This is a genomic window from Chloroflexota bacterium (genome assembly GCA_016219275.1).
Lineage (GTDB): Bacteria > Chloroflexota > Anaerolineae > UBA4142 > UBA4142 > JACRBM01.
Genome location: JACRBM010000024.1, coordinates 1 through 19901, shown reverse-complemented (window position 1 = coordinate 19901; position 19901 = coordinate 1). Strand labels below are relative to the sequence as shown.

The window sequence follows — 19901 nt, the reverse complement described above, 5'->3', positions numbered from 1 at the left end:
GTGACGGACAAACTGAAAATCTTGATGCTCTCGGCGGAAATGGTGCCGTTCGCCAAAGTGGGCGGGCTTGCCGATGTGGCGGGCGCGTTGCCCAGAGCGTTGCGCGTGCTCGGTCACGATGTACGTGTCGCGATGCCGCGCTATGGACGGATTGATCCGGCGCAATTCAATTTGCAAAAGGTGCTCAACCCCTTTCCCGTGCCGCTCGACGGCGCGAGCGACAACGCGGCAATCCTCGAAGGCAAACTCGACGGAAACATTCCGGTGTATTTCATCGAGAACAAACGCCTGTTCGATCGCGACGGCATCTACATGTATCAGGATGACGCGGAGCGATTTATTTTCTTTGCGCGCGCGTCGCTCGAAATGTTGCGCCGCCTGAATTGGCAGCCGGACGTTATCCACTGTCACGATTGGCACACCGCGCTCATCCCCAACTGGCTCCGTACGATTTACGCGACCGATCGTTTTTTTGCCGACACCGCAACCGTCTACACGATTCACAACATCGCGTATCAAGGCATTTTCGGTTTGCGGATTCTCGAAATCGCCGGGCTGATGCCGTATGGTTTTATCGCGCATCCCAGCGTCGCGCCGGACTTGCATCAATTGATTGATTTCATGGCGCGCGGCATTTCGTTCGCCGACAAGATCACGACCGTGAGCGAAACGTACGCGCGCGAAATTCAAACGCCCGAGTTTGGCGAAAAGCTCGATCCCTTTTTGCGCGACCGTCGCGAACATCTTGTCGGAATTCTAAACGGACTCGACACGGTCGAGTACGATCCGGCGACGGACACGCACCTGGCGCAAACCTTCGACGCGCGCACGCTCGACGCACGCGCGGCGAACAAAACCGCGTTGCAACGCGAACTGGGTCTGCCGCAGATCGCCGCGCCGTTGCTCGCGATGGTCAGTCGCTTGACGAATCAAAAAGGTCTCGCGCTGGTCACCGACGCGATTGATCACGTGCTTGATACATTGCCCCTGCAATTTGTCGTGATGGGCGCGGGCGATCAAAACTATCACGATTTTTTCGCGCGCTTGCGCGAGCGTTATCCCGACCGCGTGTCAGTGACGCCGAATTACAATCCCGCGCTCGCGCGCCGAATTCACGGCGGCGCAGACATGTTGTTGATGCCCTCCCGCACCGAGCCGTGCGGCACCGATCAAATGATCGCGATGCGGTATGGTTGCATCCCGATCGTGCGCGCGACCGGTGGGTTGGCGGACACGGTGCAGGATTTCGATCTCGCGCAAAACACCGGCGCCGGTTTCGTGTTTCGCCCGTTCGACCGCTGGGCGATGTTCGCCGCAATCGTGCGCGCGACCCAGGTGTACGCCGCGTCGGACGTGTGGCGCGGTTTGCAGACCCGCGCCATGGCGCACGATTTTTCCTGGGACACGGCAGGGAAAAAGTACGACGCGTTGTATCGCGAGGCGCTGATCATTCACGAACGCGCCGCGCAAACCGCGCACGCGCTCGCTGAAGATATGGACCACACCGCGCAGATGCTTGCCGCGTTGCCGCCGCGTCTCGTGCGTCTGGGCGAGTTGGCGTACAACTTGTGGTGGGGTTGGAATCCGGCGGGGCGATACGTGTTCGAAGACCTTGATCCGGTGTTGTGGGAGCAAGTCTATCGCAACCCGGTCCGGCTCTTGCGCGAATTGGGTGAAGAACGTTTGCGCGCGGCAAGTCAAGACCCGGCATACCTGGAAAAATTCGACGCCGCGCTCGCGCAGTTCGACGCCTACATCCAACCGCCGACGACCTGGTTCGGCGGAACGTACCCGTACATCAAAGATACGACGATTGCGTATTTTTCCGCCGAGTTCGGTTTGCATCAATGCTTGCCGATTTATTCCGGCGGCTTGGGCATTCTCTCCGGCGATCACATCAAGGAAGCGAGCGACCTGGGTTTGCCGTTCGTCGGCGTCGGCTTTTTGTATCCGCAAGGATATTTCACACAGAAACTCAACCCCGACGGTTGGCAAGAGGCGATTTACGAGAAACTCAATTTCGCACTCGTGCCGGCGTTGCCCGCGAAAACACCCGACGGGCGCGATGTGATGATCGAAGTGGAGTTACCCGGTCGTTCGGTCTATGTCAAAGTGTGGCGCATCCAGGTCGGACGCGCGCCGTTGTTCTTGATGGATACGAACGTGGATGTCAATGCGCCGGCGGATCGCGAACTGGCGGCGCGTTTGTACGGCGGGGACAATGAGACGCGCCTCGTCCAAGAATTCGTGCTTGGCATCGGCGGCGTGCGCGTGCTGCGCGCGCTCGGTTACAACCCCGGTGTGTGGCATCTCAACGAAGGGCACTCATCCTTTTCGATCATCGAACGCTTGCGCGAATTGGCGCACGCGGGTGTGCCATTCGCGCAGGCGCGCGAACGCGTGCGCGCGACGACGGTGTTTACCACGCACACGCCGGTCGCGGCGGGGCACGACGCGTTCAGTCCCGAATTGATGCAAAAATATTTCGGCGGTTTTGTGAAACAGCTCGGCTTGTCGCGCGAGGAATTTTTCAATCTCGCGAATCACAATGGCGCGTTCAGTATGACCGTGCTCGCGTTGCGCTTTGCCGGCGCGGCGAACGGCGTCAGTCAACTGCATGGTCAAGTCTCGCGCAAAATGTGGCAGTGGTTGTACCCCGGCAAATCGGAAGACCAAGTGCCGATTGGCGCGGTCACGAACGGCGTCCACACCTTGACCTGGCTCGCGCCGGCGTACCACACCTTGTTCGACGAATTCTTGCCGCGCGATTGGCGCGAGCGTTTGGACGACCCAGGATTGTGGGACGCGGTGGACCATATTCCGGACGAACGTTTGTGGGAATTGCATCGGATGCTCAAGCAACGCTTGTACGGTCTCGCGCAGGAACGCGCCGGCGCGACGATGGACCCGGAGGCGCTAACGCTGGGCTTTGCGCGGCGGTTTGCGACCTACAAACGCGCGGTGTTGATGTTTCGCGACGCCGAGCGATTGAAGCGCATTCTGAATCATCCCGAGCGCCCAGTGCAAATTCTCTTTTCCGGCAAAGCGCATCCGGCGGACAATCCCGGCAAAGAGTTCATTCGTGCCATCGTGCAATTCTCGCGCCAACCTGGGTTTGCCGGCCGCATCGCGTTCATCGAAGATTACGACATCAAGGTCGCGCGGCATTTGGTGCAAGGCGTGGATGTGTGGCTCAACAATCCGCGGCGTCCGCTCGAAGCGAGCGGCACGAGCGGCGAAAAAGCATCCGTGAATGGCGCGCCGAATTTTAGCGTGCTCGATGGGTGGTGGCGTGAAGGGTACATCGCCACGGTCAATGGGTGGGCGATTGGCGAAGACCGCGCGTGGGACAATGCCGACGCGCAAGACGCCGCGGACGCCGAATCGTTTTACGCGACGCTCGAACGCGAGGTCGCGCCGTACTATTACTCGCGCGATGCGTATGGCATTCCCCGCGAGTGGGTTCGCAAAATGAAAAACGCGATCAAGACGATTGCGCCGCGCTACTCGACCAAGCGGATGCTGAAAGAGTACGTGACGAATTATTACGTGCCGGTCGCGACGCGTTGATGGCGAATGGCGAATAGCGGATTGCGGATTGCGAATTGCAAATCGAAAATCCAAAATCGCAAATCGAAAATCTCTCCATGGCTTATTCCGAAGCGTACTTTACCGCGCGCGAGTCCTGGCGCGATTGGCGCATCGAAGCGGAGTACTTGATGAACCTCGCGCGCGTGACGCGCGGCGCGCGCGTTCTCGAAATGGGTTGCGGCGGCGGCGGCGTGTTGCGAATGCTGCGCGCACGCAACGCGTTGCCTTTCGGAGTGGATACGCTGGATGTCGCGCTCGAACTGGCGCGCAGTCGTAACGATTTGCCGGGACATCTCGATGTGACCCAAATCGGCGACGATGGCGTGTTGCCTTTTCGCGATCACGTGTTCGACGCGCTGATCGGTCAGCACGTCGTCGAACACATTGACGATCTCGCCGCCGCGTTGCGCGAGTGGTCGCGCGTGCTGAAACCCGGCGGGCGCGTCGCCCTCGCCACGCCGAACGCGCGCTATCCCGATCCCGCGCATTTTGCCGACGCCGATCACGCGCACGTCTATGCGCTCGCTGAATTGCGCGACGCGTTTACGCGCGCAGGGTGGCGCGTCGAAACTGGCATCACGATTTTTCCTTACTTCTCGCGCGTGCGCGCGTTGCGCGCGCTCGGCGTCATCGTGCATCGCGTATTCATCCGCGCGCCATATTTCGCGACCCGCGGTCGCACGATTTTGCTCGCGGCAACCTTCCCGTGAAACAACACCTCTGCACACTCATCGAATCGCACACGCTGTGGTCGCAGACGCACTTGCTCACGTTCGGCGCGCCCGACCTGGCGAACGCGTTTCGCCCGGCGCAGTTCGCGCTCGTCTGCGATCCTGGGTCGTACGATCCGTACTTGCGCCGCGTCGCGTGGTTCTACGCGCGTGAAGGATCGCGCATATCGTTCGCGATGGAATCGGACGACGCGCTGGTCGCGCGTGCGCGTGTCGGCGACGTACTCGATTTGCTCGCGCCGCTCGGTCACGCGCTCGAATTCGACGCGAGCGCGCGGCGCATCGCGTTGTTTGGCGATGACACGCGCATCGCGCGCCTGGTTCCCGTCGCGCACGATGCGATTGCGCGCGGGTGTGAAGTCGTGATGGCGCATCGCGCGAATACTCCCGCCCCTGCAAGCGGGGGAGGGGATGGGGAGGGGGTTGCATTTCCGGTTCATTTGCTCTCGCCGGAAATCGAATTTCGGACGGATGCGGATGCGCTTGCTGAGGTGATTGCGTGGGCGGATGCGGTCGTTGCAAGCGGATCGGACGTGTTGCGCCAATCGCTTGCCGAGACGATTCGTCTGACGCGGTATCGGCTCAACCCAGGGTTTGCGCGTGTACTCATGGACGTCGCGATGCCGTGCGGCACAGGCGTGTGTTACGCGTGCGCGATGGAAACATCAAGTGGTTTGAAACGCGTTTGTGTGGACGGTCCCGCCTTCGATCTGACGTGGTTCGATAAACGGAGCGCGCGATGAATCCGTGGTTTGAAAATCAGGTGCAACGCGTTTCGTATTTTGTCAAAACGACTGAAACGCGCGCGCAGGCGATGCCGTTCATCGGCGCGCTCGCGCTGGCGTGGCGCGCGTACCGCGCCGATCAATGCGCGACGCTTGCCGCCGCGCTCGCGTACTATGCGCTCCTCTCGATTTTTCCGCTCGCGTTGTTCGTCCTCACGATGGCGAGTCTTTTTCTCGATTCCGATCAAGCGATGCGCGCGGTGACCGGTTTGATCAGCGGCTATGTGCCCGCCGGCGCGCAGATGATTCGTGCGACCCTGCAAGAAGTGATTCGCTTGCGCGGCGCGTTGACAGTTGCCGCCATCGCGGGATTTGTGTGGTCCGCCGCCGGCGTGTTCGACCTGATGCAACTTGGTATTCATCGCGCCTTCAAGATGGAGCACACGCAACCGGCGTGGCGGCGTCGCGTGCAGTCACTCGCGATGGTGATCGGCGCGGGCGGATTGTTCGGTCTCAGTTTCGTTACGACTGCCGCGATTCGAATGAGCGTTCACTATGGCGTGTTGCAACGCCGCGATATTTTGCCGCAAGTGTTGCCCGTCCTCGGCGCGCTCATCCTGGGTTTCCTCGTATTTGTCGTTCTCTATCGCTTTGTGCCCGGTCGTCGCGCCAGTTGGCGCACGGTTTGGTTCGGCGCATTGATCGCCGCGATCCTATGGGAAATTGCGAAACTGGGTTTTGCGTGGTACATCACCAATTTCGCGTTGCTCAATCTCGTGTATGGATCAGTCGGCGCGATCATCGCGCTGATGTTGTGGGGTTATATCTCCGCGGCGATTTTGCTCTATGGCGCGGAGATCGCGGCAGTGCGCTCTCGCGCGGGGTTGCCGGATGATTGAACTCGCGCCGAATTGGAAACGGAGTCTCACGCTCGCGCATCCGTTGATCGTCGCGGCAGGCGGCTATACAGAATTTCTGGATGCGGCGAACATCGGCGCAGTCGTCACTTTGCCGACGACGTTGCATCCGCGCGCGGGTGCGTCTCTGCCGCGCGTTGTCGAAATTCCCGGTGGCGCGCTGATCAACACGAGTGCGGCGAACCCAGGATTATCGCGTGCGCTTCGCGAATTGGAACGCGCGAGCGTGCATAGTGACATGCCGATCATCGTCGCGCTTGCCGCACAATCTGCGCGCGAATGAGGCGCGATGGCGGCGCGCCTCGAACGGATTACCGGTGTGGGCGGAGTTGAACTCCATCTCAATCCGACGATGAACGCAAGAGACGTGATCGGCGCGACGCGCGCGGCGACGGAATTGCCGAGTCTCGCGCAACTCGATCTTGCGAACGCGCGCGCCGCGGCGGCGGAGTGTGTTGCCGCCGGCGCGAACGCGCTCGTGATCGGACGCGCGCCGCGCGGGATGGTGATGCGCGAAGGGCGCAAGTGGCACGGACGTTTGTACAGTCCAGCAGTCAAGCCGCTCGCGCTCAACGCGCTGGACGAGATTCGCGAATTGAAATTGGATGCGCCGCTCGTCGCGTGCGGCGGCATTCACTCGGCGGAAGATGCGCTTGAATTTCTCGCGGCGGGCGCGGTTGCGATTGAGATTGATAGCGCGGTCTGGGTGGATCCGAGCGTCGTTGCGAAAATCGGAGATAATCTTTTGGACGCGGACGAGCGCGGGTAGACGCGGATAAAAAATCTGCATACAGCCGCATCCATCCGTGCCCAATTTTGTCTTGGAGAAGATGATGGTTGAATGTCACGCATTTCTCGGTGGAACGAAGATGGTGCCGCGCGAAAAGTTGACGATGCGCCCATCGGTGTATGGTGTGATTATCAATGAGGACAGAGTATTGTTAACCCGCAATCGTCGGAACGCGTACTATTTCTTGCCCGGCGGCGGCGTTGAACTTGGCGAAACCTTGCCAGATGCGCTCCAGCGCGAGGTGCGCGAAGAGACCGGCATCGAAATCGCGGTCGGGCGATTGCTTGATTTTCAGGAACGGTTTTTCTACTACGATCCGGCTGATCTCGCGTTTCAGAGTTATCAATTTTTCTACTGGTGTGCGCCGTTGACGTTTGATCTGTTGGCAGATGATCGCGTGGACGACGAAGAATCGTCCCAGCCACGCTGGATTGAGATCGCGCGATTAACACTGGCGCATTTTCAAGTCATGCCCCCGCGCGTGTTTGACGCGATCCAACGCGGCATGTGATGGAGTACGGAGTGTGTTGACCGAAACCGAATTCTACGACCGGCTCGCGGAATTTTTCGACGTGATGACGGACTGGCAAGCGCGCCTCGCGCTCGAAATGCCGTTCATCGAAGCGACGCTCGCGCGGCACGCCGCGCGTTCCGTGCTTGATTGCGCGTGCGGCACGGGCTGGCACGCGATTGAACTCGCGCGGCGCGGTTATCACGTGAGCGCGAGCGATGCCAGCGCGCAGATGATCGCGCGCGCGCGGACGAACGCGGCGCAAGCCGGCATCACGATTCCTTTCGCGATGGCGCGCTTCGATGAGTTACCCAAGACGTTTGGCGAACAATTCGACGCGATTTTGTGCCTCGGTAATTCGCTCGTCCACGTGCTGGACGATGATGCACTTGATGCGAGTCTAGCGGGGATGCGCGCGTCGCTGCGCGAGGGCGGGGTGCTGATTCTACACAATCTCAACTACGATAAACGCTGGCGCGAAAAGCCGCGTTGGTTCGCGGTGAATGCTGGTGCGCTTAACAATGTCGAGACGCTGGTGTGGCGATTCGCGGATTATGGCGAATCGCTGATTACGTTTAACATCGCGTTATTTAGCCATCGCCGCGAGGGCTGGTCGGTGGACGTGCAGAGTACGCCGCAGCGTCCGTACCAACAACGCGAACTCGAAGCGGCGTTGCGCCGCGCCGGTTTTCGCGCGATTGGATTTTACGGCAATCTCAAAGGCGAACCGTTCGATCTCGCGCAGTCGGGGGATTTAGTTATTGTGGCGATGGCGTAATGAATGGGCTTGGTCAGCGCACGCGTTTGGTCATCAGTTCGGCGGTTTCGCGCAGCAAGGTCATCGCGTTATTGGCGATGCCGGTTGCGTCGAGCGCGGCGTGCGCCGCCGCGCGATATTCGTCGGCGCGCTGTTCGGCGAACGCGCGTGCGCCGGCTTGGTCGAGCAACGCGAGCACCTGCGCGACATCGCGTTCGTCGAGTTGCGACTTGTGGTACCGCGCGCGCAACGCTTCGCCGTGCGTAGGATGGTTCAAGCCGTAGAGCGCGGGCAACGATTTCTTTTTCGACAAAATATCGGTCGCGGCGGATTTGCCCATCACGGCTGGGTCGCCCCAGATGCCGAGAATGTCGTCGGTGATTTGAAACGCGATGCCGATGTTTTCGCCGAACCGCGCGAACGCATCCAGTTGAGTCGCGTCCTCGGTTGCCAGCATCGCGCCGATGCGCGTCGCGGCGGAGATGAGCGCGGCGGTCTTGCCGCGAATCATTTGCATGTATTCGTCCACGGTCACATCGAGACGCGTTTCGAAACCCAGGTCGAGGAATTGACCGTGACAGAGCGCGAGCGTGGCTTTGTCAAACACATGGCTGATTGTCGCGCAACTCGCGAGCGGATAGCCGTCTTCGAGCATTCGATCCAACGCGAGGCGCGCCAAGACGAACATTCCGTCGCCCGCGTTCAAGCCCTGCGCGATTCCCCACACTTTCCACACCGCGGCGCGCCCGCGGCGTTCGTCGCTTTGATCTTCGATGTCGTCGTGAATCAGCGAAAAATTATGCGCCAACTCGATGGCGACCGACGCCGGCAAGGCGCGTTGCCAATTGCCGCATAATGCTTCGCAACTGAGCAAACATAACAATGGGCGAATACGTTTGCCCGGATGCGTGACGGTCGCGTGAAACTGGGTATCAACCCAGCCGAGATGATAGCGAAACATGCCATAGTACGTGGAGTACGGGGAATCCGGGGCGACGACGAGGCGACGCAATTCTGCTTCGAGCGCGGCGAGATATTTATTCATGCGCGATGACTCCGAATCAATCTTGACGGAAGAATCCAGTTTCGATTTGGCGCGCGCTAAATTCGTTCGAGATGCAAAGTGTTTTGCAATGCGTGTAAATCGCCTGCGCCGATGCCAAACATCGCGGTGCGTAATTCTTCTTCGAGCAGTTTGATGCCTTCGATGGTTATCTCCACGCCTTGCTCGGCAAGGCGCAACATCGGCGACGCCAAACCGACGAGCGCCGCGCCGAGTGCGAGGCACTTGGCGACCTCGATGCCGTCGTGAATGCCGCCGCTCGCGATAATCGGTAAATTGGGTGCGCCGCGTTTCGCGCGCACGAGACTGTCGGCGGTGGGAATGCCCCAGTCCCAAAATGCTTCCGCGAGCCGGCGCAGAAAACCGGTTGGCGCGCGCATCGCTTCGACTGCCGTCCACGACGTGCCGCCCGCGCCCGCGATATCCATCGCGGCGACGCCGGCGCTCGCCAGTTGACGCGCTGCATCCTCGGAAATTCCAAAGCCGACTTCTTTCGCGATCACCGGCACGTCGAGCGCGCGGCACACTTGCTCGATTTTGCCGAGCAGTCCTTTCCAGTTCACGTTGCCGCCGGCTTGCACGGCTTCTTGAATCGCGTTGAGATGGAGAATCAGCGCGTCGGCTTGGATCATCTCGACCGCGCGGCGACATTGCTCGATGCCGTACGCGTCGTTCAACTGCACCGCGCCGAGATTCGCGAACAGCAAAATGTTCGGCGCGACGCGGCGCACCTGGTACGTGTACGCGAGCGATGGTTCTTCGATTGCCGCGCGTTGCGATCCCAGCCCCATCGCGACGCCGGTCGCTTGCGCCGCGGCGGCGAGTGTAAGGTTGATGCGTTCGGCTTCGCCCGCGCCGCCGGTCATCGAAGAAATCAGGAGCGGCGCGCGCAAACGCTTGCCGAAGAGGGTGGTGGAAAAATCAACTTCGTTCAGCGCGAGATCGGGCAGGGCTTGGTGAATGAACCGATAACGTTCGAGTCCGTTCGTCGTTTGATGGAACTGGACATCTTCTTGCAGATTGATGCGGAGGTGCTCAAGTTTGCGATTGCGATGCGTGGTATCGTCTGGCATTCGAATCCTTGGTCAGCGCGCGAATTGCCGATGGCTGATGCGATGACACGCGCGGGATTATAACACAGAATCGCGGATGTATTACATTTGGCGCGCGCGTGTCAAGCGCACGGATTGGATGCCGGCTAATGCGGCGGCGCTCAACTCTTTGATCGCCGCGACGATGCGTTGGATCAGACGGGTTGGCTGCGACTTGGGTAGACTCTTGTAGATCGTTTGGGTAGGCACGGAACCCCCGGCAAGTTCGATGATGTACTGGAGCGCCGTGTCTAGATCATTCGCGTTTTTCGGATCGAGCGGCAGAAAGCGATCGTACAACGGCTTGGCGGCGTCCAGTTTGATTTCCTGGCATACGCGCGCTTGGACTTGATAGCATTTCAATTCTTGTTCGACCGAGTCCACCCAATATTTTTGCTGAACGTGGCAGAATTCATGCGCGAGAATACAGACGAGCCAATCGAAACTGGCTGGGTTGTCGAGGTGGGGATCAACGAAAACTGTGTTGATGATGTTGAGCGTAAATCCGCCGCTGACGAGTGACGAAAACGCGACACGCGTCTTGCGACGATGAACTTCCGCGACCAAATCCGCGCTGATGGCGAGTTGTCCCACGCGAGCAGTCGCGTCTTGCAGTATGGGGGATGTGATCTTTGCCGCCATAATCGCTCCTTGTGTGAGCCATCCACTTGACGAATCTTATGCCAAAAAGCATCGGGCGTCAATCGGCTTGAAGCCATTTGGGTGTGCGTCAAGTTTTTGGGTGGTGAAAAAACCTTGCGAAGGTTGAACGGCAATCATATTTGTTTTGCCGTCAAAACCTTCGCAAGGTTGAGTGTTCCAAAATTTTGACGCACACCCAAGCCATTTGTCAAATTTGACAAAATACCGCATTATGCGTAAAATCCGAATTCGCTCAAGAGCATCAAGATTTTTCGGGCGCGGGGCAAGTGCGAGTCGCGGTCGGTATTTTTTGTTGCGCGGGACTGCCAACTTTTTTTCGTTTCTTAGACTAACTTTTTTGTCACACCAGTCATCTTTTTTGCCACGTGTGACGATTTGCATTTTTCTCTGGCGGTCTTGCGTATACTCTCCCACCGTTCGGTCGGTGTTCTTCTCTCGTATTGCCTCGCGAATTGTCAGATGCGTTCTGTCTGAGAGGGAGTTCGCTGAAACGCGTTGCCCGAAAGCGTGTCGCCAACTCCTGTCCCCATCTCTCGCGCCTAATTGAATCGTTTGCATGCAACTGGTTGCTCCCCGCGTGAACAACCCGCGACGCGTATCCAGCAGGTTGACTATGCCCTCAGTTCGCCTGCCGGGCAGAGACGCCCGTCTTGCCCGCGCCGCCTTGCATGCCCATTTCGTTTTTTTGAGGAGTATTGAATGAGCGAATTGACGATGCCAACGGCAGTCAACAACCTGATGGCTGACCAAAAATCGTACGCCCGAATCCTCGACGTGCACAGCATCCCCACACTCATCCAAGTCCAGATCGAGTCGTTCAAGTGGTTCAAGTCTGATGGTCTGCGTGAACTTTTCGACGAGATTTCCCCGATCGAGTCTTTCAACAAAGAGTACAGTTTGCATTTTCCCGGCGACAATGACGCCGCGAAAAAATTTGGTTTGACTTTTCGCTTTGGCGATCCCAAGTACTCGGAAGCCGAGTGCCGCGAGATGGACATGACGTTCGCGGCGCCGTTGCACCTCAAAGTCGCGCTCGTCAACAATCAAACCGGCGAATACCAAGTGTCCGAAGTCTACATGGGCGACTTTCCGCTGATGACGGATCACGGGACATTCGTCATCAATGGCGCGGAACGCGTCGTCGTGTCGCAGTTGATTCGTTCGCCAGGCGTCTATTTCAGCGCGGACGAAGATCGCGCGACCGGTCGCGTCCTCTGTTCGGCAAAGTTGATTCCGAATCGCGGCGCGTGGCTCGAGTTCGAAACGTCCAAGCGCGATATTCTTTCCGTCAAAGTGGACCGCAAGCGCAAGATTCCGATCACGATGTTGCTCAAAGCCATCGGCGTTGGCGAAGGGCGCGATGACGATTTGCTCAACTTGTTTGCCGGCGTGGACAACAACCCGGAGCACGAGTACATCCGCACGACGCTGGATCGCGAATCGCCCAAGCTCGAAACGATTGATCAATCGTTGCTTGAGTTCTACAAAAAGATGCGTCCCGGCGATCCGCCGACGCTCGACAACGCCAAGAACTTTTTGGCGACGTTGCTCTTTACGCAACGTCGCTACGACTTGGGCAAAGTCGGTCGCCACAAATTGAATCGCCGTTTGTACGGCACGGACGTTCCGGTCAGCGAAATGCCGCAGGAACGTATTTTGCGCGCCGACGACTTGATCAAAGTCATCGAGCGCATGATCATGGTGAACAACGGCGTCGAGCATGGTGACGACATTGACCATCTCGGCAATCGCCGCGTCAAAACCGTCGGCGAGTTGATCCAGAACCATCTCCGTATCGGCTTGCTGCGCTTGGAGCGCGTCGTGCGCGAGCGCATGAGCGTGCGCGACCCAGAGCAAATGTCCGCGATCAATCTCGTCAACATTCGCCCGGTCGTCGCGGCGATGCGCGAATTTTTCGGCGGCTCGCAGTTGTCGCAGTTTATGGATCAAACGAATCCGCTCGCGGAACTGACGCACAAGCGCACCTTGTCCGCGTTGGGTCCGGGCGGTCTGCGTCGCGAGCGCGCCGGCTTCGACGTGCGCGACGTGCACCACTCGCACTATGGGCGCATTTGCCCGATTGAAACGCCCGAAGGTCCGAACATCGGTCTGATCGGTCGTCTCGCGACGTATGGACAGATCAACGAATTCGGTTTCATCGAAACGCCGTACCGCGTCGTCAAGAATATCGCCGTCAACAAAAAAGACGCGATGCTGGGTCGCATTGTCCGCGAAGAAATCAAAGACGCGGAAGGCAACAAGGTCATCGCAAAAGCCGGCGCGGTGATTGACGACGACCTCGCCGAAAAGCTCGCGCATTTGCCGCGCGGCACCGAAATTCCGGTGCGCGCGTACGCGACCGACGAGATCAAGTATCTCGCCGCGGACGAAGAAGATCGTCACACCATCGCGCAGGCGAACGCGCGCGTGGACGACCTGGGTCAGTTCCTCGACAAGCGCGTGGAGATTCGCCGCCGCCAACAATTCCTCACCGATTCGGTGGATCGCGTTGAGTATCTCGACGTGTCGCCGAAGCAAATCGTCGGCGTGTCCGCCGCGCTGATTCCGTTCCTGGAACACGACGACGCGAACCGCGCGTTGATGGGCTCGAACATGCAGCGCCAAGCGGTGCCGCTGTTGCGCCCCGAAGCGCCGGTCGTCGGCACGGGGATGGAAGCGCAAGCCGCGCTCGATTCGGGTCAAGTCGTCGTCGTGGATGAAGATGGCGAGGTCATTAGCTCGACCGCGAAAGAAATCAAGATTCGCAGCGGCAAAAAAGATCGCACGTACGTGTTGCGAAAATACAATCGGTCGAACCAATCCACTTGCATTGACCAGCGTCCCATCGTGACACGCGGGCAAAAGGTGAAAAAGGGTCAGGTCATCGCCGATAGTTCTTCGACCGAAAACGGACAAATCGCGCTTGGGCAAAACGTCGTCGTCGCGTTCATGAGTTGGGAAGGCGGCAATTACGAGGACGCGATTCTCATCAGCGAACGCATGGTACGCGAAGATAAATTTTCGAGCATCCACATCGAAAAGCACGAGATCGAAGCGCGCGACACGAAACTGGGTCCCGAAGAAATCACGCGCGATATTCCCAATGTCGGCGAAGATGTGCTCAAGGACTTGGACGAAGAGGGCGTCATTCGTATCGGCGCGGAAGTGGGACCGGGCGATATTCTCGTCGGCAAGATCACGCCCAAAGGCGAGACTGACCTGACGCCGGAAGAAAAATTATTGCGCGCGATCTTTGGCGAAAAAGCGCGCGAAGTCAAAGACTCGTCGCTCCGTTTGCCGCACGGCGAGCGCGGCAAGGTCGTGGACGTGCGCGTCTTTACGCGCGACGAACACAGTGAGCTTTCCGCGGGCGTGGACAAACTGGTGCGCGTTTCGATCGCGCAACAACGCAAGATCACCGAAGGCGACAAGATGGCGGGGCGGCACGGCAACAAGGGTGTCATCTCCCAGGTTGTGCCAGTCGAGGATATGCCGTACCTCGAAGATGGAACGCCGGTGGACATTATTTTGAATCCGCTCGGCGTGCCTGCACGTATGAACATCGGTCAGATTCTCGAAACGCACCTCGGCTGGGCGGCGGACCGACTCGGTTTCCGTGTCGTGTCGCCGGTGTTCGACGGCGCGGACGAAAAGGAAATCAGCGCGGAACTCGCGCGGTCATGGTTGATTGATCGCGCGTGGAACCAGGTGACGAATCGCGCGTGGGAATGGTTGCGCGAGCAAGAGTACAACCTCGACGATTTGAACGACGAAGACGAAGCGCGGTTACTGTATCTGCAAGATTGGCTCAAAGGTACGGAACGCCGTAAACTGGCGACCGATCGCGTCTACGCGCGACGCCAAACCCTGCGCGCCTGGCTCGCCGAAAAAGGGTACGATCCCGATTTGGTTTTGTGGTTCGAGGATGAAGAACGCACGCTCGACGAACGCGCCAAATCGGATACGACGGCGCGTGTCGCGTGCTATCGGTTGTGGCTCGACGCGTACGGACGCACCGTGTCGTCGAAGCTGACGGAAGAGCAACTCGTCGCCGAAGTGACCAAACTGAGCCACGACCTTAAGGTTCCGTCGCCGACGTCCGGCAAGATGGTGTTGTACGACGGCAAGACCGGGTTCCGCTACGATCAACCAGTGACCATTGGCGTGATCTATATGATGAAACTCGCGCACTTGGTCGAAGACAAAGTGCACGCGCGTTCAACGGGTCCATACTCGCTCGTCACCCAACAACCATTGGGCGGCAAAGCGCAGTTCGGCGGTCAGCGTTTCGGCGAGATGGAAGTGTGGGCGCTCGAAGCGTACGGCGCGGCGCACACGCTCCAAGAAATGCTCACCGTCAAATCGGACGATGTGACCGGACGCGTCAAGACGTACGAAGCCATCGTCAAGGGCGAAGAGATTCTCGAACCCGGCGTGCCGGAATCGTTCCGCGTGTTGGTGAAAGAGTTGCAATCGCTCGGTCTGACGGTAGAAGTGTACGACCAAGAAGGCGAGCGTTTGGCGTTTGGCAAAGAAGAGAGTGAAGAACGCGTGCCGTCGCTCGGCGCTGGTGGTTTGATGGGCGCTGGTGAGCAACCGATGGATCGTAAAGCCGCGATGCGCGAAAAATTCGCGCGTGGCGAACGCATTGGCGGCGGACGTGCTCGCCGCAATCGCAAAGCGAGTGAGGAGTAGACAGATGGAGTTACGTGATTTCAGCGCCATGCGCGTCAGTCTTGCCTCGCCCGACCAAATTCGGTCGTGGTCGTACGGCGAAGTCGTCAAGCCCGAAACGATCAACTATCGTACGCTGCGTCCCGAACGCGACGGTCTGTTCGACGAGCGAATCTTTGGACCGACGCGCGATTGGGAATGCGCGTGCGGCAAATACAAAAAAATTCGCAATCGCGGCATCATCTGCGATAAATGCGGCGTCCAAGTCGCGCCGGCGCGTGTGCGCCGCGAACGGATGGGACACATCGAACTCGCGTCGCCGGTCTCGCACTTGTGGTACGTGCGCGGCGTGCCGTCGCGCATCGGTTTGTTGCTCGATTTGTCGCCGCGCGCGCTCGAACGCGTTTTGTATTTCGCACAGTATATCGTGACGCGCGTGGACGAAGACGCGCGCAAGCGCACAATGCAACGCCTCTCGAAAGAAGCGCAACTTAAGCGGCAGGAACTTGAGCAGAAAGCCGAAGCGGAAATCGAAACGCTGAACAAGCAATTCGAAAAAGAAACCGATACGCTCTCGCGCAAAACCGATGGCGCGCTCGAAAAACTCGACGAGCAACTCGCCGAGAAGACCGACCAGGTGATGAGCATCGCCAAAAAACTGGAAAACCGCATCGAAGAAGCCAAGGGTTCGGAAATCCGCAAGGCAATTGTCTTCGAGCCAACCGGCGACATCATCGCGGAGGAAGGCGAGACGGTCGCGACGAAACATCGCAAGCGTTTGAATGAAGTGGTGCAGGCGCACATCGCCGAAATCGAAAAAGACATTCGCGCCAAGCAAGCCGACAAGCGACTGCTCCTCGACGCGGAGCGCGAGCAAAAGCAACACGCCTCGAGCGAGGAAATCGCCAAGGTGCGCCAACACCTGGATGTGCAACTCGAAAAGGTGGAGGACGCGCACGACGAACGAATGGACGACCTCAAAGCGATTCGTGTCGGCGAAGTCATCAACGAAGCGCGCTATCACGAGATGCGCGACAAGTGGGGCACGCTCTTTGAAGCGGGCATGGGCGCGGACGCGATCTATCAAATTCTCACCGGCGTCAACCTCGACGAACTGGGCGAGCACGTGCGCGAGACGATCAAGACGACGCGCTCGAAGCAAAACAAGAAAAAAGAAATCAAGCGTTTGCGCGTGATCGAATCGTTGCGCGGGTCGGGCAATCGTCCCGAGTGGATGGTGCTCACGGTGTTGCCGGTCATTCCGCCAGACTTGCGCCCGATGGTGCAACTCGATGGCGGTCGTTTCGCGACGAGCGACCTGAACGATTTGTATCGCCGCGTCATCAATCGCAACAATCGTTTGAAGCGTCTGCTCGAACTCGGCGCGCCCGAAGTCATTGTCAACAACGAGAAACGCATGTTGCAAGAAGCGGTGGACTCGTTGATTGACAATTCGCAGCGCGGCAAAGCCGTGTCGCAACGCGGACAACGCAAGTTGAAATCGCTGTCCGATTTGCTCAAGGGCAAGCAAGGTCGTTTCCGCCGCAACCTGCTCGGCAAGCGCGTAGATTATTCCGGACGTTCCGTCATCGTGGTCGGTCCGCATTTGAAACTGAATCAATGCGGTCTGCCTAAAAGTATGGCGCTCGAATTGTTCAAGCCGTTCGTGATGCGGAAACTCGTCGAATACAATTACGCTCACAACATCAAATCCGCCAAGCGTCTGGTGGACCGCGGCTCGTCCGAAGTCTGGGATGTGCTCGAAGAGATCATCAAGAATCACCCGGTGTTGTTGAACCGCGCGCCGACGTTGCATCGTCTCGGCATCCAGGCATTCGAAGTGTTGCTCGTCGAAGGCAGCGCGATTCAAATTCACCCGCTCGTGTGCGCGGCGTTCAACGCAGACTTTGACGGCGATCAAATGGCGGTACACGTGCCGTTGGGCGAAGCGGCGAAGAACGAGGCGCGCACGCTGATGCTCTCGTCGTCGAACTTGCTCAAGCCCGCGTCCGGCGAACCGATCGTCGAGCCGACCAAAGACATGGTGCTCGGCGTGTACTATTTGACGATGCAAGAGGACGGCGCTAAGGGTGAAGGCAAGGTATTCACGTCGCCCGAGGAAGTGATCTTCGCGTACGACCTGGGTTTTGTGGACCTGCATGCAAAGATCAAAGTGATGCTTGCGGAAAACAAGGCGCGCGGTACGCGCCGCCGACTTTCCGAGACGACGGTTGGGCGCATCATCTTTAACGAAATTCTGCCGCCCGAAGTGCGCGGCGCGAATGACGCGCTCGACAAAAAGAAACTCAAGGAACTTGTCGCCGCGGTGTACGACAAGCTGGGTCCCGAAGGTACGGCAGAAATCGTGGACCGCATCAAGGAAATTGGTTTCCGTTTTGCGACACGGAGCGGATTGACGATTGCGATTGACGACATTAACGTACCCGCCGAAAAGAGCGAAATTTTGGATCGTGTCAGCGCCCGGGTTGCCGAAGTCGAGCAGCAATATCGTCGGGGTCTGATTACGGAAGACGAGCAATATGTCAAGACGGTCGAGTTGTGGACCGAAGCAACGGAAAAAGTAACCGAAGCTGTGGCGAAAGGGATGAACCCGCGCTCGCCGATTCGTGTGATGGCGAACAGTGGCGCGACCAAAGGCGGTTTCCAACCAATTCGCCAGCTTGCCGGTATGCGGGGCTTGATGGCTGACCCGGCTGGTCGCATTATCGCATTGCCGATCAAATCGAATTTCCGCGAAGGTCTGACCGCACTCGAATACTTTATCTCGACGCACGGCGCGCGCAAAGGTCTTGCGGACACGGCGCTGCGGACGGCGGACGCCGGTTACTTGACGCGTCGTCTCGTGGATGTGGCGCAAGAGGTCATCATCACCGAAGATGACTGCGGAACAAGTAACGCAATCTGGATTGACGCGACCTCGAAAGAACGCACTGGCGAAAGTTTTGCCGAACGTGTGATGGGACGCATCGCCGCCGCGCCCATCGTCAACCCCAAGACCGGGGATGTGATTATCGCCGCCGGCGAAATGATCTCGGAAGTGTCGTGGGCGCAAGTCGAAGCCGCCAAAGTGGACAGGGTGTTTGCGCGTTCACCGCTGACCTGCCAATCGCGACATGGCGCGTGCGCCAAGTGCTATGGGCGCGATCTCGCGCGCGGTGGTTTGATTGGCATGGGCGAAGCGGTCGGCATTATCGCCGCGCAGTCCATCGGCGAACCTGGGACGCAGTTGACGCTCCGTACGTTCCACACCGGTGGTGTGGCAGGCGTCGAAGACATCACGAGTGGTTTGCCGCGCGTCGAAGAATTGTTCGAAGCGCGCGACCCGAAAGGTGAAGCGTTGCTCGCCGAGATTGACGGCGTGGTCGAGTTGTTTACCGACGGTGAAGAACGCAAACTACGCGTCGTCAACGCGCACACCGAAACGGACGAGTACGAACTCGAACGCGGGTTCAAGGCGCAAGTTGCCGACGGCGATGAGATCGAAAAAGACCAAGTGCTTGCCTTGAACGACGACGACGAAATCGTTGCCAAGCACGAAGGCAAGGCGTTCGTCGAAAAAGGCAAGATCACTGTGCGCCGCGAAGTGCGCGAAGAAGTGCCGTACGATTTGCCGGCGAACTCGCGCGTGCGTGTGGAAGATGGTCAACCTGTCAAAGCGGGCGACCAACTGAGCGAAGGTTCCAAGAACCCGCGCCAGCTTTTGGAGATCATGGGCTTGGAAGCGACCCAGGTTTATCTGCTCGAAGAAGTTCAGCGCGTGTACCGCTCGCAAGGCGTGAACATTCACGACAAGCACATCGAGATCATCGTCTCGCAAATGTTGCGCCGCGTGCGCGTCCTGGGTTCCGGCGACACCGATCTCTTGCCCGGCGAAATTCTCGACCGCCGTGCGTTCGAGGAGCGCAACGCCAAGATCATCGAAGCCGGCGGTTCACCCGCCAAAGCACAACCGATCATTCTCGGTTTGACGCGTTGCGCGCTCGCGACCGAATCGTTCCTCGCGGCGGCGTCGTTCCAGGAAACCTCGCGCGTGTTGACCGACGCGGCGGTGCGTGGTCGCGTAGACCAGTTGCGCGGCTTGAAGGAAAACGTCATTCTCGGCAAGCTGATTCCGGTCGGCAGTGGCTTTCGACCGAATGCCACGCTCGTGGACTTGGGACCGACGCCGACAGTGACGGTGGACGATATTTCGGAAGAATCCGCTGAAGTGGCGGCGTAATTCCGGTAGGGTTAGGGTGGGCTGATGAACGAAGGTTCAAAGCAGCCAGTTTCTGACTCTTGAAACATACCGTTTTTGTTCCGCTTGGAAGCGTCGGAGTGCTACTTGCATTTTAACAATTTTCCGTTATGCTTGGTTTATCCTATGC

At 58.7% G+C, this 19901-nt stretch carries 14 protein-coding genes; 10 read left to right on the top strand and 4 right to left on the bottom strand.

All coding sequences use genetic code 11. The features are described from left to right. The 8 genes from glgP to HY868_04445 all read left to right on the top strand — a co-directional run bounded on the left by glgP (position 1) and on the right by HY868_04445 (position 8043). On the top strand, positions 1-3570 hold the full coding sequence (gene glgP / locus HY868_04480; GenBank protein ID MBI5301373.1) for an alpha-glucan family phosphorylase: 3570 nt from the start codon (positions 1-3) through the stop codon (positions 3568-3570). Positions 3571-3647: 77 nt separating this feature from the next. Continuing rightward, on the top strand, positions 3648-4301 hold the full coding sequence (locus tag HY868_04475) for a class I SAM-dependent methyltransferase (protein MBI5301372.1): 654 nt from the start codon (positions 3648-3650) through the stop codon (positions 4299-4301). Beyond that, entirely contained in the window at positions 4298-5065 is a 768-nt protein-coding gene (locus tag HY868_04470) for a hypothetical protein (protein ID MBI5301371.1), read from the top strand. Before HY868_04475 ends, HY868_04470 begins: the two co-directional genes overlap by 4 nt. Further along, positions 5062-5946 (top strand): YihY/virulence factor BrkB family protein, encoded by an 885-nt coding sequence (locus HY868_04465; protein MBI5301370.1) that lies wholly within the window; start codon positions 5062-5064, stop codon positions 5944-5946. The genes HY868_04470 and HY868_04465 overlap by 4 nt, the downstream gene beginning before the upstream one ends. Further along, on the top strand, positions 5939-6247 hold the full coding sequence (locus HY868_04460) for a hypothetical protein (protein ID MBI5301369.1): 309 nt from the start codon (positions 5939-5941) through the stop codon (positions 6245-6247). The genes HY868_04465 and HY868_04460 overlap by 8 nt, the downstream gene beginning before the upstream one ends. A 6-nt stretch (positions 6248-6253) precedes the next feature. Further along, on the top strand, positions 6254-6733 hold the full coding sequence (locus tag HY868_04455) for a hypothetical protein (protein ID MBI5301368.1): 480 nt from the start codon (positions 6254-6256) through the stop codon (positions 6731-6733). 64 nt (positions 6734-6797) lie between these two features. Next, positions 6798-7265 carry an NUDIX domain-containing protein gene (locus HY868_04450; GenBank protein MBI5301367.1) on the top strand — a complete coding sequence of 156 codons (468 nt, stop codon included), beginning with the start codon at positions 6798-6800 and terminating at the stop codon, positions 7263-7265. 13 nt (positions 7266-7278) lie between these two features. Further along, complete coding sequence (locus HY868_04445; GenBank protein ID MBI5301366.1) at positions 7279-8043, top strand: methyltransferase domain-containing protein; 765 nt, start codon at positions 7279-7281, stop codon at positions 8041-8043. A gap of 13 nt (positions 8044-8056) precedes the next feature. Here HY868_04445 and HY868_04440 read toward each other — a convergent pair whose 3' ends face one another. The 4 genes from HY868_04440 to HY868_04425 form a co-directional block, all read right to left on the bottom strand. Continuing rightward, a complete protein-coding gene (locus tag HY868_04440) occupies positions 8057-9067 on the bottom strand; it encodes a polyprenyl synthetase family protein (protein MBI5301365.1) in 1011 nt (336 codons plus the stop codon). Between the two features lie 56 nt (positions 9068-9123). Beyond that, positions 9124-10158 (bottom strand): type 2 isopentenyl-diphosphate Delta-isomerase, encoded by a 1035-nt coding sequence (locus tag HY868_04435; GenBank protein MBI5301364.1) that lies wholly within the window; start codon positions 10156-10158, stop codon positions 9124-9126. Between the two features lie 81 nt (positions 10159-10239). Then, positions 10240-10818: a hypothetical protein gene (locus HY868_04430; GenBank protein MBI5301363.1), complete on the bottom strand. Its 579-nt coding sequence runs from the start codon at positions 10816-10818 to the stop codon at positions 10240-10242. A 36-nt stretch (positions 10819-10854) separates the two neighbouring features. After that, positions 10855-11397, bottom strand: a complete 543-nt coding sequence (locus HY868_04425; GenBank protein ID MBI5301362.1) for a hypothetical protein — start codon at positions 11395-11397, stop codon at positions 10855-10857. A 141-nt stretch (positions 11398-11538) separates the two neighbouring features. Between HY868_04425 and HY868_04420 the strand changes: the two genes are divergently transcribed. Both HY868_04420 and rpoC read left to right on the top strand, forming a co-directional pair. Then, positions 11539-15534 (top strand): DNA-directed RNA polymerase subunit beta, encoded by a 3996-nt coding sequence (locus HY868_04420; GenBank protein MBI5301361.1) that lies wholly within the window; start codon positions 11539-11541, stop codon positions 15532-15534. 4 nt (positions 15535-15538) lie between these two features. Next, positions 15539-19753 (top strand): DNA-directed RNA polymerase subunit beta', encoded by a 4215-nt coding sequence (gene rpoC, locus HY868_04415; GenBank protein MBI5301360.1) that lies wholly within the window; start codon positions 15539-15541, stop codon positions 19751-19753. The last annotated feature ends 148 nt before the right edge of the window (positions 19754-19901 follow it).

Coding starts and splice junctions, on each gene's coding strand:
- HY868_04475 (MBI5301372.1), top strand. CDS start 3,648: ATGGCTTATTCCGAAGCGTACTTTACCGCGCGCGAGTCCTGGCGCGAT.
- HY868_04465 (MBI5301370.1), top strand. CDS start 5,062: ATGAATCCGTGGTTTGAAAATCAGGTGCAACGCGTTTCGTATTTTGTC.
- HY868_04460 (MBI5301369.1), top strand. CDS start 5,939: ATGATTGAACTCGCGCCGAATTGGAAACGGAGTCTCACGCTCGCGCAT.
- HY868_04455 (MBI5301368.1), top strand. CDS start 6,254: ATGGCGGCGCGCCTCGAACGGATTACCGGTGTGGGCGGAGTTGAACTC.
- HY868_04450 (MBI5301367.1), top strand. CDS start 6,798: ATGGTTGAATGTCACGCATTTCTCGGTGGAACGAAGATGGTGCCGCGC.
- HY868_04440 (MBI5301365.1), bottom strand. CDS start 9,067: ATGAATAAATATCTCGCCGCGCTCGAAGCAGAATTGCGTCGCCTCGTC.
- HY868_04435 (MBI5301364.1), bottom strand. CDS start 10,158: ATGCCAGACGATACCACGCATCGCAATCGCAAACTTGAGCACCTCCGC.
- HY868_04430 (MBI5301363.1), bottom strand. CDS start 10,818: ATGGCGGCAAAGATCACATCCCCCATACTGCAAGACGCGACTGCTCGC.
- HY868_04425 (MBI5301362.1), bottom strand. CDS start 11,397: ATGCAAACGATTCAATTAGGCGCGAGAGATGGGGACAGGAGTTGGCGA.
- HY868_04420 (MBI5301361.1), top strand. CDS start 11,539: ATGAGCGAATTGACGATGCCAACGGCAGTCAACAACCTGATGGCTGAC.
- rpoC (MBI5301360.1), top strand. CDS start 15,539: ATGGAGTTACGTGATTTCAGCGCCATGCGCGTCAGTCTTGCCTCGCCC.